We start from the raw sequence: 18,175 nt of genomic DNA, 5'->3' as shown, positions 1-18,175 counted from the left end.
GAGGATTTGGCCATGCGCCTGATCAATCGTCACCCGGATCGACCGAGTCGCCTGTTGCTGGTGATCCTGCCCTTCGCCCTGGTGCTGTTCGCCTACTTCATGGGCTCGGCCGAGCGACTGGCGGACAACCCCAACGACAAACTGCTGCCCAGTGCGGTGCAGATGAGCGATGCGGTCAAACGCCTGGCATTCAATGCCGATAGTCGAACCGGCGAATACCTGCTCTGGCAGGACACCGCATCGAGTCTCGGACGCCTGGCCATCGGCCTCGGCATCGCGGCGCTGGCCGGGTTGTGCCTGGGCATGGCGGCCGGCACCCTGCCGCTGTTCGGCGCACCGTTGTCGCCGATGCTGACGGTGCTGTCGATGGTGCCGCCGCTGGCGATCCTGCCGATTCTGTTCATCGTCTTCGGCCTCGGCGAGCTGTCGAAGGTAATGCTGATCGTGATCGGTATCACCCCGGCGCTCGCCCGTGATCTGGAGCAGCGCGCGCGGGACATTCCGGTCGAACTGCTGATCAAGGCGCAGACCCTCGGCGCCTCGACCTGGACCCTGATGCTGCGCGTGGTTCTGCCACAACTGTTGCCGCGCCTGCTGATCTCGCTGCGGCTGATGCTCGGTTCGGCGTGGCTGTTCCTGATCGCCGCCGAAGCCATCGCCTCCACCGACGGTCTGGGCTACCGGATTTTCCTTGTGCGCCGTTACCTGGCGATGGACGTGATCCTGCCGTACGTGGTCTGGATCACCCTGCTTGCCTGGCTGATGGATTGGGGCCTCAAGCGCCTGACCCGGCGCGCATTCCCCTGGTATGAGGGGGCGGCCAAATGAGCTTCATCACGGTCAAAAACGTCTGGCAGCAATACGCCGACCAAGTGGTGCTCGAAGGCTTGAACCTCAACGTCAACGAGGGCGAGTTCTGCACGCTGGTCGGTGCTTCGGGTTGCGGCAAATCGACCTTCCTGCGCCTGCTGCTGGGGCAGGAAACCGCCAGTCGCGGCACAATCCTGCTCGATGGCCAACCGCTCGCCCGCGAACCGGATGCCAGCCGTGGCGTGGTGTTCCAGCGCTACTCGGTATTCCCGCATCTGAGCGTGCTGGACAACGTTGCGATCGGCCTGGAATTGCCGCGCGCGCCGCTGCTCGGGCGCTTGTTCGGCAGCGCGAAAAAAGACGCCCGCGAGCAGGCCTCGGCGCTGCTGCAAAAAGTCGGTCTCGGCCATGCGCTGGACAAGTACCCGGCGCAACTGTCCGGCGGCATGCAACAGCGGCTGGCGATCGCCCAGGCGCTGATCATGAAACCGCGGGTGTTGCTGCTCGACGAACCGTTCGGCGCGCTCGATCCGGGCATTCGCAAGGACATGCACGCGCTGCTGCTGGCGCTGTGGCGCGAAACGCAACTGACCGTGTTCATGGTCACCCATGATCTGTCCGAAGGTTTCAGCCTCGGTACCCGCCTGCTGGTGTTCGACAAGGTCCGCCTCGACCCGCACGCCCCCGGCGCCTATGGCGCCCGCATCACCTACGACATCCCTTTGAACAGCGACCGTCGCGCCCAACGCGCCGCCGTCGACGCCCTGCCCGCCGCGTTGGCCGGCACGCTTCGTATTGCCTGAGAGGACTGCTCCCATGACTGATTCGACCCAACTGTTTCCACCCTTCGCCGAAGAAACCCTGCCCGGCGGCGGCCACCGTTCCTTCGTCCTTAAACGCGGCCAGTTGCTGCGCCTGACCGACCTGCGCGGCGGTGCCAACGTCAGCCTGACCTTGCTCAACGCCAACGAAAAAACCGAACGCCTGAACCTGCCCGACAGCCTCAAATGCCAACACACCGCCAAGCTGACCGCAGGCCACTGCCTGTACTCGGACATGGGCCGCGTGCTGGCGGCAATCACGGCGGATACCTGCGGCTGGAGCGACAGCCTCGGCGGCGTGCTGTGCGCCGAGGAAGTCGCGGAAAAATACGGCCAGGGCCGCTATCAGGAACTGCGCAACGGCTTCTTTCGCAACGGCACCGACAACCTGCTAGTGGAGCTCGGCAAGTGGGGGCTGGGCCTGTCCGACCTGCTGATGACCCTCAACCTGTTCAGCCGGGTCAACGTCGATGACAGCGGGCGTTTGCACTTCGTCGAAGACCACTCGCAGGCCGGTGACTACATCGAACTGTATGCACCGATGGACACCCTGGTTGTGCTCACCGCCCTGCAACATCCGCTGGATCGGTCGCCGCAATACGCCCCCAAACCGCTGAAGCTGAGTTGGATGAACGCCGACCCGAGCGTCGCCGAGCACTGCCGTACCTCGCGCCCGGAAAACGAGCGCGGCTTTATCAACACCGACCGTTTGTTCGCCTGAGGATCGTCGCCATGTCAGTTGCTATCGCCACTTCGCAAAAACAACCCGACGCTGCGGTGTACCGCGCCACCATTCCCGCCGGCGAACCCTGGCTGATGGAGGTCAAGGCCGGCCAGACCCTGCGCATCCTCGACCTGGAAGGCAATCAGGCGGTCGACACCTTGTTTTACAGCGCCGCCAATCCCCGTGAGCGCTACGACGTACAACGCACATTGCGCCGACAAAACAACGTCTACCTGAGCACCGGCAGCGTTTTGTATTCCAACCTCGGCAAACCGATGCTGACCATAATCGCCGACACCTGCGGCCGCCACGACACTCTCGGCGGCGCCTGCGCGCAAGAGAGCAACACCGTGCGCTACGCCCTGGAAAAACGCTACATGCACAGCTGCCGCGACAATTACCTGCGCGCCTGCGCCCATGACGGGCGTCTGGGCAAAGGTGACATCGGGCCGAACATCAATTTCTTCATGAACGTGCCGGTGACTGCCGAGGGTGGCCTGACCTTCGAAGACGGGATTTCCGCCCCCGGCAAATACGTCGACCTGCGCGCGGAGATGGACGTGATCGTGCTGATCTCCAACTGCCCGCAACTGAACAACCCGTGCAACGCCTACAACCCGACACCTGCGGAGCTACTGGTATGGAACTGAAATTCGTCCATCTGCGCCGCTGGTTGTTTGCCCTGTGCCAGGCGCGCTCGGGCCAGTGCCTGAAAAAGTGAAGTGATTTCGCCGTCGGGGACGACCCTGGCGTCTGAACAAAAACGGCGGGACGGCCCGCCTCCCAGTCGAGCCCGCACCCTGTGCGGGCTCCGGGGGTTTCTCCATGTTCAAAAAAGTCCTGATTGCCAACCGTGGCGCGATTGCCTGCCGCATTCTGCGAACCTTGCATGAACTGCACGTCGAAGGCGTCGCGGTGTACTCCGAAGCCGATGCAGCCAGCCTGCACATCCTGCAAGCCGAAGAAGCCCACAGCCTCGGCGAAGGCGCAGCGGCCGGCACCTATCTGGCCGTGGACAAGATTCTCGCCATCGCCAAAGCCAGTGGCGCCACTGCGATCCACCCCGGCTACGGCTTCCTCTCGGAAAACGCCGCGTTCGCCGAAGCCTGCGCAAACCATGGCATTGCCTTCATCGGCCCGACACCGGAGCAACTGCGAGTGTTCGGCCTCAAGCACACCGCACGGGCCCTGGCCAAACAGCACGGCGTGCCGATGCTCGAAGGCACCGAACTGCTCGACAGCCTCGATGCTGCACTGATTGCCGGCGCGCAGGTCGGTTATCCGGTGATGCTCAAAAGCACTGCCGGTGGCGGCGGCATCGGCATGCGTGTGTGCCGTAACGCCAGCGAACTGAGCGAGTCGTTCGAGGCAGTGAAGCGCCTCGGCCAGAACAACTTCAGCGACGCCGGGGTGTTCATCGAGAAGTACATCCAGCGTGCGCGGCATCTGGAAGTCCAGGTGTTCGGCGACGGCCACGGCGCGGTGATCGCCCTCGGTGTGCGCGACTGCTCGGTGCAGCGGCGCAACCAGAAAGTCCTCGAGGAAACCCCGGCGCCGAACCTGCCCGAAGGCATGGCGGATGAGCTGTGCGCCGCGGCGATCAAACTGGCCAAAGCGGTGAATTACCGCAGCGCGGGCACCGTCGAATTCGTCTTCGACAGCGATGCCCAGCGCTTCTATTTTCTCGAAGTGAACACCCGGTTGCAGGTCGAACACGGCGTTACCGAACAGGTGTGGGGCGTCGATCTGGTGCGCTGGATGATCGAGTTGGCGGCCGGTGACTTGCCGCCGCTGGCCGAGTTGTTCGCAGGCCTGCAACCGCAGGGGCATGCGATTCAGGCGCGGCTGTATGCCGAGGATCCGGGGCGCGATTTCCAGCCCAGCCCAGGCTTGCTGACAGCGGTCGATTTCCCCGTCGCCGATGGCCGGCATCTGCGCATCGACACTTGGGTCGAGGCCGGTTGTGAGATCCCGCCGTACTTCGATCCGATGATCGCCAAGCTCATCAGCTGGGCGCCGACCCGCGAACAGGCGCGTGCCGATCTGCATCAGGCCCTCGGCGACAGCCTGCTGTACGGCGTGGAAACCAACCGCGACTACTTGCGGCAGATTCTGCTCGATACGCCGTTTGCCAGCGGTCAGCCCTGGACCCGTTGCCTGGAAGACCTGGTGTACCGGGCCAACACGTTTGAAGTGCTGAGCGCCGGCACCCAGACCAGCGTCCAGGACTATCCCGGTCGCCTCGGCTACTGGGCGGTCGGCGTGCCACCTTCGGGGCCGATGGACAGTCGCGCGTTGCGTCTGGGCAATCGTTTACTGGGCAACGATGAAGGCGTGGCGGCGCTGGAGATCACCATGAGCGGGCCGTTGCTGCGCTTCAATTGCGATGCGGTGGTGGCCGTGACCGGCGCACCGATTGCCCTGACGCTCGACGGCCAGCCGCAGGCGATGAACACCGCCCTGCTGATCCCGGCGGGCAGTCAATTGCACCTGGGCAATCTGCCGGGCGCCGGAGCCCGCAGCTACCTGTGCCTGCGCGGCGGCGTGCAAGTGCCGGATTATCTGGGCAGCAAAAGCACCTTCACGCTCGGTCAGTTCGGTGGTCATGGCGGGCGGGCCTTGCGCGCCGGTGACGTGCTGCATGTGCCGGCCTTGAGTGAGCGCAGCGCCGGGCAGACATTGGCGCCCCATCACGTCAGCGAATTACCTGCCGTGCGCCGGATCCGCGTCATCTACGGCCCTCATGGCGCGCCTGAATATTTCACTGAAAACTACATCGGCACCTTTTTCGCCACGCAATGGGAAGTGCATTTCAACTCCAGCCGCACCGGCGTGCGCCTGATCGGGCCGAAACCAGAGTGGGTGCGCGCCGACGGCGGCGAGGCCGGGCTGCATCCCTCGAACATCCACGACAACCCCTACGCCATTGGCGCCGTGGACTTCACCGGCGACATGCCGGTGATCCTCGGCCCGGACGGCCCGAGCCTTGGCGGTTTCGTGTGCCCGGTGACGGTGATCGAGGCCGATCTCTGGCAACTGGGTCAACTCAAGGCCGGGGACAAAGTGCAGTTCGTGCCCGTCGATCTCAAGACCGCACGCGATCTCGCCCTCAATTGGGACACCTGTGGGAGCTGGCTTGCCAGCGATGGGGCCCGAGCAGACACCGAGTCAACTTCATCGCTGGCAAGCCAGCTCCCACAGGCCCTGGTTTCGCCTGTGGTTCTGGAATTGGGTCAGTACGACAAGCGGCTGGTCGGGCGTGTGTCCGGCGATACCCATCTGCTGCTGGAAATCGGCGCGCCGGAACTGGATCTGGTCCTGCGCTTTCGCGCCCATGCCCTGATGCAGGCGCTGGAAGGCAAAAACCTGCACGGCGTGATCGACCTGACACCGGGCATTCGTTCTTTGCAGATCCACTACCAGCCCGAACAATTGCCGCTGGCCGATCTGCTCGGCATCGTCGCCGGTGAATGGGATGCGGTGTGCGCCGCCCAGGACTTGCAAGTACCGTCGCGCATCGTTCATCTGCCGCTGTCCTGGGACGATCCGGCCTGCCAGTTGGCGATCGAGAAATACATGACCACCGTGCGCAAGGACGCGCCGTGGTGCCCGAGCAATCTGGAGTTCATCCGCCGCATCAACGACCTGCCGAACCTCGACGAGGTGCAGCGCACGGTGTTCGACGCGAGCTATCTGGTGATGGGCCTCGGTGATGTGTATCTCGGCGCACCGGTCGCCACGCCGCTCGACCCGCGCCATCGGCTGGTGACCACCAAGTACAACCCGGCGCGCACCTGGACCGCCGAGAACTCGGTGGGCATCGGCGGCGCCTACATGTGCGTCTACGGCATGGAAGGCCCGGGCGGTTATCAGTTTGTCGGGCGCACTTTGCAGATGTGGAACCGCTATCGCGAGGTCGCGGCGTTCGACGGCAAACCGTGGCTGCTGCGGTTTTTCGACCAGATCCGTTTCTACCCGGTCAGCGCCGAAGAACTGCTGCGCATCCGCCGGGATTTTCCCCTCGGGCGCTTCGATCTCGACATCGAACATAGCCAGCTCAACCTCGCCGACTACCAGGCCTTTCTGCAACGCGAAGCCGAGACTATCGACGCCTTCCGAACGCAGCAACAGGTCGCCTTCCAGGCGGAGCGCGAACGCTGGATCGCCAGCGGCCAGGCGCACTTCGACAGCGAAGAAGCCGTGCCGGACAGCAGCGAAGACACACCGCTGACCAGCGGCCAGCAAAGTATCGACAGCCACATTGCCGGCAACCTCTGGCAGGTGCAGGTCGAGGTCGGCAGCCGCGTGGCGGCCGGTGATGTGCTGGTGATTCTGGAGTCGATGAAGATGGAAATCCCCGTGCTCGCGCCCATGGCCGGGGTGGTGCAGGACATTCGCGTGCAGCCGGGATCGGCGGTACGTGCCGGACAACGGGTCGTGGTGCTGGAACTCGACTGAAACCATTTGCCAAAGGATCAACCCATGAATCTGCAACTCGATGCCCTGCGCCAGGCCTACCGCAATGGCGACACCACACCCCGGCAATTGCTGTTGGCGTTGCGGGAAAAAGCCGCCGCGCTGAACCCGGACTTTCACCTGTTCATCCACTTGCTCAGCGTCGAAGAACTGGAACCGTATCTGGCCGCCCTCGACGATCGCGACCTCGACAGCCTGCCGTTGTATGGCGTGCCGTTTGCGATCAAGGACAACATTGATCTGGCCGGTGTCCCGACCACCGCTGCATGCCCGGCGTTCGCCTACGTACCGGAGCGTTCGGCGACCATCGTCGAGCAGCTGCTGGCGCTGGGCGCGATTCCGCTGGGCAAGACCAATCTCGACCAGTTCGCCACCGGTCTCAACGGCGGCCGTTCGCCCTATGGCGTGTGCCCGAACAGCGTGTTGCCGGAGTATCCGTCCGGCGGTTCGAGTGCCGGTTCGTCGCTGGCCGTGGCGCTCGGCGTGGCCAGTTTCGCGTTGGGCACCGACACTGCCGGCTCCGGCCGGGTGCCGGCGGCGTTGAACAATCTGGTGGGGCTGAAGGCCAGCAAAGGGCTGATTTCCACCGCCGGCGTGCTGCCGGCCTGTCGCACGCTGGACTGCGTCACCACGTTCACCGCAACGGCGCGGGAAGCCAGTGAGCTGCTGGCGCTGACCGCGCGCCTCGATCCGAGGGACGAATACAACCGCAGCAATCCGTCATGGAACGACGGCACCGCGTTCGGCGCGCCACGGCCGTTTCGCTTCGGTGTACCGCGTGCGCAAGACCTGGCGTTTTTCGGCTGTGAGGAAGGCCCGCGGCTGTTCGGCGATGCCATCGACCGTCTGAAAGCTCTGGGCGGTGAAGCGGTCGAGCTGGACTTGTCGCCGTTCCTCGAAGCGGCGCGGTTGCTCTATGAAGGGCCGTGGGTGGCCGAGCGCTACAGCGTGGCCGGCGAGTTGATGGAAGAAAATCCCGAAGCAGTGCTGCCGGTGATCCGCGCGGTGCTGGCCAAAGCACCGGCCGTCAGCGGCGTGCAGACGTTCCGCGCGCAATATCGCCTGCAAGCGCTGAAAGCCGTTTGCGATAAAGCACTGGAAGAACTCGACTGCGTGCTCACGCCCACCATCGGTCGTCCGGTGACGCTGGAGGAACTGGACGCCGAAACGGTGCTGCGCAATTCCGAACTGGGCTACTACACCAACTTCATGAACCTGCTCGATTACGCCGCCGTCGCCGTGCCCAGCGGTTTCATGGCCAACGGGCTGCCGTGGGGCGTGACGCTGTTTGGCCGGGTGTTCACCGATCAGTACTTGCTGGGTGTTGCCGATGCCTTGCAGCGCCAGCAGGATCCCGCGCTGCCGACGCCGAACAACCCGGCGCGCCATGACCGTGCGCGACTGGTGGTCTGCGGCGCGCATCTGGACGGACTGGCCCTGAACTGGCAACTGCGCCAGCGCGGCGCACGCCTGATCGAGACCACCTACAGCTCGAAGGACTACAAACTCTATGCCTTGGCCGGCGGCCCACCGTTGCGTCCGGGGATGCTGCGCGTGGCCGAAGGTGGCGTGGCCATTGCAGTGGAAGTCTGGGAGTTGCCGAGCAGTGAACTGGGCTCGTTCCTGACCGGCATCCCGGCACCGCTGGGACTGGGCAAGGTGCAACTGGCGGATGACCGTTGGGAAAGCGGATTCATCTGCGAACCCTACGGCCTGGAGGGTGCAACCGACATCAGCCATTTGGGTGGGTGGCGAGCATATCTGCAAACCGGAAACTGATCCGAACAGCGGCCCCCTTTCGTTCCGGGAGGGGGCTGGATGAGCAAGCCATTCTCCAGACACCCCTGCCCGGCTGATCCCCCCGCATTTCAGGCACAAATCCCGCAGTCTTTTCCCCGCCGTGCCACTAGAATGCTGCCCATCGGGTCACTGTCAACGGAATTGCCAATGCCGCTCAGATCTGCGTTTCACTCCCAACGTTCGCTGGTACTGACCCTCGTCGCCCTGCTCGGCGCAGGTTTCCTTGCTACTTCGCTGCTCAGCTACTACGCCTCGCGGGCGTCGATCCGCGACAACATCGTCAACACCGAACTGCCGCTGACCTCCGACACGGTGTACTCGGAAATCCAGAAAGACCTCGTCAGACCGATCCTGATTTCCTCGATGATGTCCCGCGACACCTTCATGCGCGACTGGGTGGTGAACGGCGAGAAAGACAGCGACCAGATGACCCGCTACCTCGACGAGGTCATGACCCACTACGGCGCCTACACCGCGTTTTTCGTCTCCAACAGCACCCAGACCTATTACCACGCCAAGGGTGTGCTCAAGCAGGTGAAGATCGACGAACCGCGCGACGCCTGGTACTTCCGCGTACGCGACATGAAGGATCCGTACGAGATCAACGTCGACCCGGATCTGGCCAACAAAGACAACATGACCTTCTTCATCAACTACAAGGTCTACGACTACAACAATCGCTTCATCGGCGCCGCCGGCGTAGGGCTGACGGTGGATGCAGTGATCAAGCTGATCGACAAATATCAACAGCGCTATCAACGCAGCGTTTACTTCGTCGATACCTTCGGCCGACTGGTCTTGACCGGCGCCGAGGGCGGACCGGAAGGGGCGCGGGTTGGGAAAAGCCTGACCGACCTCGAGAGCATGAAAAGCCTGGTCAGCCAGCTGCCCAAACCCCACAGCGGCAGCTACGAATATTCCACCCACGGCCAAGGACATTTCCTCAACGTGCGGTTCATTCCGGAGCTGAACTGGTACCTGTTTGTCGACAAACGCGAAGACGGCGCACTGAGCGAAATCCGCCAGTCGCTGTACCTCAACCTGCTGATCTGCCTGCTGGTGACGCTGATCGTGCTGGCCCTGGTCAACCGCTTGATCCGCCGCTATCAGGAAAAAATCCACGCCCAGGCCACCCTCGACAGCCTCACCGAACTGCCCAACCGCCGCGGCTTCGACCTGCTCGCCGTGCAAGCGCTGCACGAAGCGCACCGTGAGCCGAAACCGCTGACCGCGCTGCTGCTGGATCTGGATCACTTCAAAGTCTTGAACGACACCTACGGGCACATGGCCGGCGATCAGGTGTTGATCGGGTTCGCCCGGGACCTACAAAGCTGCCTGCGACATTCCGACATCGTCTGCCGTTGGGGCGGTGAGGAATTTATCGTGCTGCTGAAGGACACCGACGGCGAGACCGGTCAGAAGATTGCCGAGAAGATCCGCCAGCACGTCGAACAGCATGAATATGCCTACAACGGTCACACCCTGAATCTGACCGTCAGCATCGGCGCCACCACCCTGCAACCGGATGACACCTTGCACAGTCTGCTGTCCCGGGCCGATCATGCGATGTACCGGGCCAAACAGACCGGCCGTAACCGCACCTGCGTGGAAATGCCTCACTCGACCTATGCCTGACGCCAAGAACACACCTGACCTCTGCCCGGCCTGCGGCGCCCGCAACGACTGCACCCTGGCCGACCCGCGCACCGCCGACCGTGCCTGCTGGTGCTACGGCGTTTCCATCGATCCGGCAGTGCTCGAAGCCCTGCCGCCGGAACTGCGTGACAAGTCCTGCCTGTGCCCGCGTTGCGCCCAAGTCGAGGCGCAACTGCAAGCGGCCAAGCCGTCGATCCCGTAAGATGCGCGCCCCGCTACCTGCCGATTGCTGATCATGCGTGTCGACCGTTTCCTCAGTAACCTGCCCCGCTACAACCGCAAGCAGGTTCGCCTGTTGCTGGCGGAAAAGCGCGTGCGCATTGACGGAAAAGTCGTCAGCGATCCCCACAGCGAAGTCCTGGAGTTCAGCCGCGTGGAGGTCGACGACGAAGTACTGCAACCCGGCAAACCGGCGCGCTACTTCATGCTGAACAAACCGCAGGGCTGCGTCAGCGCCACCCGCGATCCCGAACATCCAACCGTGCTCGACCTGATCCACGAGCCGGACAAGGACGACCTGCACATCGCCGGGCGCCTGGACTTCAACACCACCGGATTGATGCTGATCACCAACGACGGCAACTGGTCGCGGCGCCTGACCCAGCCGCAGACCAAATTGCCGAAGGTCTATTACGTCGAGACCGAACAGGAGATCGGCCCGGAATATGCGATCAAGTTCGCTGAAGGGATCTACTTCGCCTTCGAAGACCTGACCACCCAACCGGCGCAGCTGCAAGTGCTCGGCCCACGAACGGCGCGGCTGAGCATCGTCGAAGGTCGTTACCATCAGGTGAAGCGCATGTTCGGTCACTTCAACAACAAAGTGTTGCGCCTGCACCGCGAATCCATGGGCCCGCTGCCGCTGGATCACGCGCTAAAACCGGGCGAGTACCGCGCCTTGCGCACCGAAGAGATTCATTTGTTCTAAGCAGCCGACCGCTCAGCAGAAGTTGTCGAACAATTTACCAACGGCACTTGCGCGATCCGGGTCCCCCTGCTTGAATCAGGTCGTCGGCCAAATTGTGACCGATAAGTCACACATAACATCCAAGAAACTTTTTGTCGGTAGACAGCCCATCAGGGCTGCGCCTCAGCCGGCAGACTGCCCGCCAATAACAACACCCGTCGACCTGCCGTACCGGATCGACATGGGCCACAAAATTCCAGGCATATGCCTACCTGTCACAAAGCTCGTGCAATCTCATTTGCGCGCATACCCGCTTGCTTGCCAGGAGTCTTATGACATGAGGCCAGAAATCGCTGTGCTGGATATACAGGGTCAGTATCGGGTTTACACGGAGTTCTATCGCGCAGACGCCGCAGAAAAGACCATCATCCTGGTCAACGGCTCGATGGCCACGACTGCGTCGTTTGCACAAACCGTGAAAAATCTGCACCCGCAATTCAACGTGGTCTGCTACGACCAGCCCTACGCGGGCAAGTCGAAAGTCCACAACCGCCACGAGAAACATCTGACGAAAGAAGTCGAAGGTCTGATCCTGCTGGAGCTGATCGATCACTTCGCCGCCGAGCACGTTTTGTCGTTCTCCTGGGGTGGCGCCGCGACCATGGTCGCCCTCGCCCATCAGCCTCGGCGCATCGAAAAAGCCGTGATCAGCTCGTTCTCCCCGGTGATCAACGCGCACATGCTTGATTACCTCGAACGCGGCGTCGAATGCCTCGGTCAATGTGACGGCGACCGGGTCGGCCACCTCGTCAACGACACCATCGGCAAACACCTGCCGTCGCTGTTCAAGCGCTTCAACTATCGCCACGTCAGCAGCCTGGCCGAGCACGAATACGGGCAGATGCATTTCCACATCAACGACGTGCTGCACAGCGACCGTCAGTGCTATTTGAACGCGGCGAAGAAAATCAACGTACCGGTGCTGTTCCTGAACGGCGAATGGGACGAATACACCGCCGCCGAAGACGCCCGACTGTTCGGCAACCACGTCGCGCAGAGCACCTTCACCACCCTGCAGGCCACCGGGCACTTCCTCGACATGGAACACAAATCCGCCTGCCGGGACAGCCAGAACGCCCTGCTCGGTTTCCTGAAACCGACGCAACAGGTCAGCCGAACGCGTTACCAGTTTGTCCAGGATCACCATGCATTGGCCATTTGAAACAGTGTCGTCGCGAGTAAGCCTGCGAGGCTGAGATTAAGCCGTCCTCCAGCCCGCAGCGCTTGCCCGCGATTGACCGATTTCGGCTCTGTTTCAAGACTTTCCGTAGTTCGCGTGCAAAGAAAACTTCAAATCCGTGGCCGAGTCTGGTACAAAGTCAGCCGCTCTGAGCGGGTGTCGTATAATGGCATTACTCCAGCTTCCCAAGCTGATAACGAGGGTTCGATTCCCTTCACCCGCTCCAATCGAATTTATGTCCTGCGTCGTGGTTTGACGGGGGATGCGCAAACAGAAAAAACCGGCCTTGATGGCCGGTTTTTTTGTGTCCGGGATTTGAGTTTTCATTAGTAAATCCAAAGATCGCTACCGTCGAAACAACCCTGCCCCTACTGCTCCATCGTGATCAGCTTATCGCTGCAAATTCCCCATACGCATGATCCTTCTCCGACGGCGAAATCAGGATTAAACCCTCTAAGCTACGCTCCGTATCCAGGCTAAATAAGCTGGTAACCAACCGGAAGAGGGATCGACCATGAACGACACCGCTATCCCCGAGGGCTTCACTCCGCTGACCCGCAGCAGTCCGCTGCTCGACTTGCTTGGCCCGATCTATACCAGAGGCAGTGGCTTGCAACTTGAAATCGGTCTGCGGACAGACTCACGACATGCCAACGGACGGGGCACGTTGCATGGCGGTGTATTGGCGACTTTGGCGGATGTCGGCATGGGTTACGCCATGGCATTCTCCAGCGACCCTCCCCTGCCATTGATCACGGCGAGTATGACCCTGGACTATCTCAGCGCGGTGCAGATCAATGAGTGGCTTGAGGTACGCGTTGAGCACTCCAAAAAAGGACGGCAGCTGGCGTTTGCCACTGTTGGGTTGCATGTCGGTGATCGAATGGTTGCCCGTGCCAGTGCGGTGTTTGCTGTGCCGCAGTAGTATCTCCCTGAATCCAACCGGTCTTGGACCGGTTTTTTAATATTTTTAGGGTCAGTCCCCTTTAAATCCCAGTGCAATTTCAACTTACATGTCAGTAAGGCAAATGCAAACCGAGGCGATCCCCTAATACGTGAACTCTGCGATTGCTGACACCGTTTCCTGTTACGAGACACACGCAAGCCTAGACAGCGTCTTCATGTATGCCCATGCGCCTGGCGATCCCCCTAAGGGCTGCGAAGCGGACAAGGCTCTGGAGTGGCTGCGCAGGATCAACAAGGATTGTGGTGCGGATGAAGTCCTTGCAACTGCACAGCAGGAACTGGATCAATTCAAAGTTTCAGGCGGAATGGATTTGCTCCAGGAGCAGATGTAGGACGGTGGCTTGGTGGCCCGATCCAAGGGCAATCCGGCAATTAGGGAGAACTTGGCTACAGTGCTGAAGCTGAAAGCCGAAGGGAAAACTCAGACTGAGGTGAGGCGCGCTCTGGGGCTTCAAAGTCGAAGGTGAGCCAGTACCGCATTCAGATGTGTGAGCATGATACGGCGGGGTTGCACAGAGGGAGGCGAGAAATAGAGCAGCTACCACCAAACTCATCCATTACCGCTGTGGCAGGGAACGAAGGTGCTTACGCACCTGCTCCCAACGACCAAAGCGGAAACGTTCGTATTGTCGTACAGGTACGACTTTCTCATGATTGCTCATGGACAAACCCTCCATTTTTTCTCAGCACTGCCGCTGATAGCCTTTGCGCCCCTTGCGCAAAGCTCATGCGGTTTGGAGGGTCGGGCAGGATGGAAAGGAGTCGCTGGTGGTAGCTGCCAAGCTATCCTAGCAGCGACCCATAGTGAATGGAATAGTTTGGCAGCGCATTGCCATCACACATGCCTGGGCCGGGCTTGAAGCTGTTTCAGTCTTATTGGCGGTCATGCGTCCCCAGCATTAAGGCCGTCTTCTTCGACAGGTGTGCCGCCCATCATGACGGCGTAATGCTCGGGATATCCGGATTTCGCAAAGACGCCTTCAAATTTCTCAATCATTTTGTCTGCCCCCCAACCACCGAAGTCAGTGACATTAATCGCGCCGCCATGTGACTGCCTATTTATGTACCGATAGAGTGGTTTGAATTCGAGATCATCTTTTTCCAGTGCCTCAAGCGCTTTCAACAGGTCATCGCTTTTGTGTATGAAGCCGAAATAGTGCTCCAAAATATTACGCATCATATTGGGAAGCACCGCAGCATGCACTTTCGAATCGCGTGCGTCCCTGATCACCTGCCAATAGGTTTCGTAATCATTTTTGATCTCTTCATGCCCTAGCTGGGCAAACGCACTATGGGCTCCTTTTGAAATCCTAAAACAGGCGTATTTTTTGGTCACCCCCTTGGGTGCATTTTTTAACAGTTCATGGAAGAAAAACAAATTATGGGTAAGAACGATGACTTGTTTGAATCCTACAGTGGAACACAGAACGCGGTGATAAATATGCGCTGCAACCTCGTAGACATAATTGTGCGACAGGCTGGAAATAGGGTCGTCGATCACAATTACCCTGTCGCTGAGCACCACAGGCTTGTCAGCGTCGACACTACCGGCGCAGAGCTCCAGAAAATACAAAAAGGTTATGAGCGTCTTCTCACCTTCACTCAGGGACTTATATACGTCGTTGGAGCTTCTCTCACGAACCAGACGATAGCTAGTTCCTTCCCCATCAATCTTTTTAAGAGTAAATCCACTGATACCGATACTCGCAATAGCGGAATTGATTTTCTTAACCGACTCCTCAACATTGGTCATCTGATTCTGGCATTCAGCTATGGCCTCGAAATCTTTATCTTTTTGATCGCTTAACTCTTTTTTCTTGGCATCCAAATCCGCGGCGCTTTTCAAGTATATTTTTTCTGCGCCTTTATGGGCTGTGATAATTTTTTCAGCCTGCTTACGCATTAGCTGCCAGACCTCTGAAGTTATCTCAGCAAACAGCTGATCCTTCTTGGTCAATCTGAGATTATATTCGTCGTCTTTGACTTTCTGCGCCTTGATTGCAGAATTCAAGCGATCTAGCGCATCATTAGTCGACTCTAACGAAACAGATTTAGATACTGACCCGAGCTTATCAGCCAGCCTTGTTCGATTGATAGTGAGTAACCGCTTCAACTCACCCTTAGCTTTGATGAAATCGGCATCCGACTGGATAGCCGAGGCGCGATAAGTCGCTGACTCCAAATCAAGCTCTAACACATCAGCCGCTTTGGTATATCGACTTTTTAACTGAACGACCTTATCAACTTCCTCATCGTAGCTTTTGTCGAATAACGACTTTACATGGCTTTGAAACTCATGAGGAAGCTTCTGCTGGCAAAGTGGGCATGTATTCTCGGACTGTTCCAAATAGGGCAAGGCATTTTTAATCCAATCAGAATTTCCCAGCTTTTGGATCAAGCCAGCCAAATAGGAATCACCTGAAGGCGTAATGATTTTCGCAAGAATCTCATCATCTTCAAACTCTTCCGCATTGAAATTTATATAAGGTAGCGCCGGCAATGACTGTTCATCGGATGAACTAATTGACTTTGCCGCTTCAGACAGTTCCTTCTTCGAACGGATCGCGCCTGTCGGCAGCGGTATCTTCTCCAACTGATCCTTGAAGTTTTCCTTCTGCCTCGCCCCCTTAAAACAAGCGCCTAGATCCCCTTTTTCGAATTCAAGTCTGATCTCCCAGAGCGCGTCCTTATATGCCATAGCAGCTTTAGTATTGCCTTCGTCGATTCCCGTCCGCTTCTTATTTATGCGTTCGATTTCGTCAGCAGCTACGTCATAGCTCTGTTGCAGTTCAGCGATTTTTTCTTTTGCGTCAATATTTCCTTCATTCAACGTAAAAATACCAGGATGACTTTCCTGGTGAAAGTTCTTCTCGACAAACTTTTGATTGTATACAAAAACTTGCTCTTGCTTGATTGGCGGATCAACTTGGCACTTCTGATATTGATTGCCTGTAAGATTCTGCAAATAATCCCCAACGGTTGACTTACCGGATCCATTGAGGCCGTAAACAAGGTTGATACGTTTCAACGGGCCAAGATCGGCAAACTTATCATCGGGATAGCTGGTAACGCTTTTTATTGAAATTTTATTAATCATCGAGCATTCCATTGGCAGGTGATTGTCAATTTGCTACCAAACTATATCAATGTAGTGGCCATTTCATAGCTCATTCCTCCGGGCCGTTACGGATACGAGGGATATCGCGCATCCCCTCCACCTACCCACACACCTTTTCCCAAACGTTCGATTCCTCTACACACGCCACAACGCCTCTTTCTTGGCAAGTTAGCCTATACCAGCAGCCTTTCAGCTAACGCTAGTAACGAAACCCTTCACTGAATCGACCTCCACTGACCTAAAGCTAGGGATTCCAGTTACGCATTGATCACTTGGTCTGCATCAGGGTAGGCCAATACCAAAGCACCATATTCGGCCCTTTGCCCGCAACTCAATCCGAACCTAGGTGCGCATTCAATACGGCCTCCGCCGGGCGATACAGATTCTGTAACGTACTGATTTATATCGTAAAATATTTAATCAAGTTTTCACTCAACTACACAACACTAAGTGAATAGACCGAAGTAAAGGTTCGATTCCCTTCACCCGCTCCAATCGAATTTACGTCCTGCGTCGTGGTTTGACGGGGGATGCGGACACAAAAAAACCGTCCTTGATGGCCGGTTTTTTTGTGTCCGGGATTTAGGGAAAATCCCGTTCACTACGCCGAGAGCGGACATTAATTGCACTTCTTAACTCCATTTCATTGTGGGTTATCACGCCAAAATCGAGATAAACCACAAAATATTGGAATTAGAGGCCGCCTCAGAAATTTACTTTGGCCAAGAACCCACACCTGTTGAGCCTTAACGCCAACCCATTGGATTTCATGGAAACGGCCTGCAATACACTCCCCATCCTGCTGAAGTATCCCCGCCTAGACTTCTTCGTGACCGCCGCCCCCATCAAAGGATGATGACCGCTCGGTGGTTATAGTGTTGATCGATAAGAAATCGTGGGTATAGTACCCACCAAGCGCACCACAGGGAGGTGTTGTGAATAGCCGTTTTCTAATTGGCCAGCTCGTCGCAGACGGTTGGTATCTGGTGCGGGTCAGGGGCAGTCATCATCACTTCAAGCATCCGACCAAACCTGGTCTGGTCACAGTGCCTCACCCGAAGAAGGATCTGCTCAAGAAAACGGCCATCAGTATTTTGCAGCAGGCGCTGCTCTGACTCATCAGGTCAATTGCGCCGTGGAGGACGACACATGCTTTACCCGATCGCGATTTCAGTGGGTGATGAAGGACATGCCTGGGGAGTGGAGGTGCCGGATATTCCGGGCTGCTTCTCCGCTGGAGATGATCTGGATGACGCGATGGCGATGGCCCGCGAAGCCATCGAAGGCCATTTCGAGATTCTGGCCGAAGACGGCTCGCCCATCCCGCCGGCCAACAAGGTCACACTGCATGCAGCCAACCCCAAATACGCTGGCTGCACGTGGGCGGTGGTTGATATCGATGTGACCAAATACCTGGGCAAAGCTCAGAAACTCAACATCACATTGCCCGGCTATTTGCTCAACCGTATCGATGAATACGTGTTGCACCATCCGGAAGAGAAAAGCCGCTCCGGATTCCTGGCCTCGGCGGCGCTCAAGGTTTTGCAGCAACGTTGAAGCGAATAAAAACCGGTCTTGAAGACCGGTTTTTTCTTGCCCGCTGAAACGTCGCATCGGCGTAGTTACTTGTTCGATTCAGCGACGCCGGGATTTAAGA

Annotated in this window: 15 protein-coding genes and 1 tRNA gene; 15 read left to right on the top strand and 1 reads right to left on the bottom strand. The window is 58.7% G+C overall.

What is annotated here, in order from left to right:
* Positions 1-12 precede the first annotated feature (12 nt).
* From C1X29_RS11835 to C1X29_RS11775, 13 genes are all read left to right on the top strand, one after another.
* Entirely contained in the window at positions 13-828 is an 816-nt protein-coding gene (locus C1X29_RS11835; protein ID WP_102717512.1) for an ABC transporter permease, read from the top strand.
* Complete coding sequence (locus C1X29_RS11830) at positions 825-1,613, top strand: ABC transporter ATP-binding protein (protein ID WP_102717511.1); 789 nt, start codon at positions 825-827, stop codon at positions 1,611-1,613. Before C1X29_RS11835 ends, C1X29_RS11830 begins: the two co-directional genes overlap by 4 nt.
* A gap of 13 nt (positions 1,614-1,626) precedes the next feature.
* Positions 1,627-2,352: an urea amidolyase associated protein UAAP1 gene (locus C1X29_RS11825; protein ID WP_102717510.1), complete on the top strand. Its 726-nt coding sequence runs from the start codon at positions 1,627-1,629 to the stop codon at positions 2,350-2,352.
* Positions 2,353-2,363: 11 nt separating this feature from the next.
* Complete coding sequence (locus tag C1X29_RS11820; RefSeq protein WP_085729988.1) at positions 2,364-3,005, top strand: urea amidolyase associated protein UAAP2; 642 nt, start codon at positions 2,364-2,366, stop codon at positions 3,003-3,005.
* A 175-nt stretch (positions 3,006-3,180) separates the two neighbouring features.
* Entirely contained in the window at positions 3,181-6,813 is a 3,633-nt protein-coding gene (gene uca, locus C1X29_RS11815; RefSeq protein WP_102717509.1) for an urea carboxylase, read from the top strand.
* Between the two features lie 24 nt (positions 6,814-6,837).
* Positions 6,838-8,610, top strand: coding sequence for an allophanate hydrolase (atzF, locus tag C1X29_RS11810; RefSeq protein WP_102717508.1), 1,773 nt, complete (start codon positions 6,838-6,840; stop codon positions 8,608-8,610).
* Positions 8,611-8,778: 168 nt separating this feature from the next.
* Complete coding sequence (locus C1X29_RS11805; protein WP_102717507.1) at positions 8,779-10,266, top strand: sensor domain-containing diguanylate cyclase; 1,488 nt, start codon at positions 8,779-8,781, stop codon at positions 10,264-10,266.
* Positions 10,259-10,489 carry a cysteine-rich CWC family protein gene (locus tag C1X29_RS11800; RefSeq protein ID WP_102717506.1) on the top strand — a complete coding sequence of 77 codons (231 nt, stop codon included), beginning with the start codon at positions 10,259-10,261 and terminating at the stop codon, positions 10,487-10,489. Before C1X29_RS11805 ends, C1X29_RS11800 begins: the two co-directional genes overlap by 8 nt.
* A gap of 33 nt (positions 10,490-10,522) precedes the next feature.
* Entirely contained in the window at positions 10,523-11,215 is a 693-nt protein-coding gene (locus C1X29_RS11795; RefSeq protein ID WP_102717552.1) for a pseudouridine synthase, read from the top strand.
* Between the two features lie 316 nt (positions 11,216-11,531).
* A complete protein-coding gene (locus tag C1X29_RS11790) occupies positions 11,532-12,416 on the top strand; it encodes an alpha/beta fold hydrolase (protein WP_102717505.1) in 885 nt (294 codons plus the stop codon).
* A gap of 170 nt (positions 12,417-12,586) precedes the next feature.
* Positions 12,587-12,660: transfer RNA gene (locus C1X29_RS11785), tRNA-Gly, on the top strand.
* A 288-nt stretch (positions 12,661-12,948) separates the two neighbouring features.
* Positions 12,949-13,359, top strand: a complete 411-nt coding sequence (locus C1X29_RS11780; protein ID WP_039772722.1) for a PaaI family thioesterase — start codon at positions 12,949-12,951, stop codon at positions 13,357-13,359.
* Positions 13,360-13,489: 130 nt separating this feature from the next.
* Positions 13,490-13,732 (top strand): hypothetical protein, encoded by a 243-nt coding sequence (locus C1X29_RS11775; protein WP_102717504.1) that lies wholly within the window; start codon positions 13,490-13,492, stop codon positions 13,730-13,732.
* Positions 13,733-14,283: 551 nt separating this feature from the next.
* Here C1X29_RS11775 and C1X29_RS11770 read toward each other — a convergent pair.
* Positions 14,284-16,497, bottom strand: a complete 2,214-nt coding sequence (locus tag C1X29_RS11770; RefSeq protein WP_158247900.1) for an AAA family ATPase — start codon at positions 16,495-16,497, stop codon at positions 14,284-14,286.
* Between the two features lie 956 nt (positions 16,498-17,453).
* Between C1X29_RS11770 and C1X29_RS11765 the strand changes: the two genes are divergently transcribed.
* Together C1X29_RS11765 and C1X29_RS11760 are read left to right on the top strand one after the other, a co-directional pair.
* Complete coding sequence (locus C1X29_RS11765) at positions 17,454-17,633, top strand: type II toxin-antitoxin system HicA family toxin (protein ID WP_007957952.1); 180 nt, start codon at positions 17,454-17,456, stop codon at positions 17,631-17,633.
* A gap of 34 nt (positions 17,634-17,667) precedes the next feature.
* Positions 17,668-18,075: a type II toxin-antitoxin system HicB family antitoxin gene (locus tag C1X29_RS11760; protein ID WP_007957951.1), complete on the top strand. Its 408-nt coding sequence runs from the start codon at positions 17,668-17,670 to the stop codon at positions 18,073-18,075.
* Positions 18,076-18,175 lie beyond the last annotated feature (100 nt).

The sequence above is a fragment of the Pseudomonas sp. GW456-12-10-14-LB2 genome, assembly GCF_002884345.1.
Taxonomy (GTDB): Bacteria; Pseudomonadota; Gammaproteobacteria; order Pseudomonadales; family Pseudomonadaceae; genus Aquipseudomonas; species Aquipseudomonas paraglycinae.
This window is presented reverse-complemented; position numbering and strand designations above follow the sequence as displayed.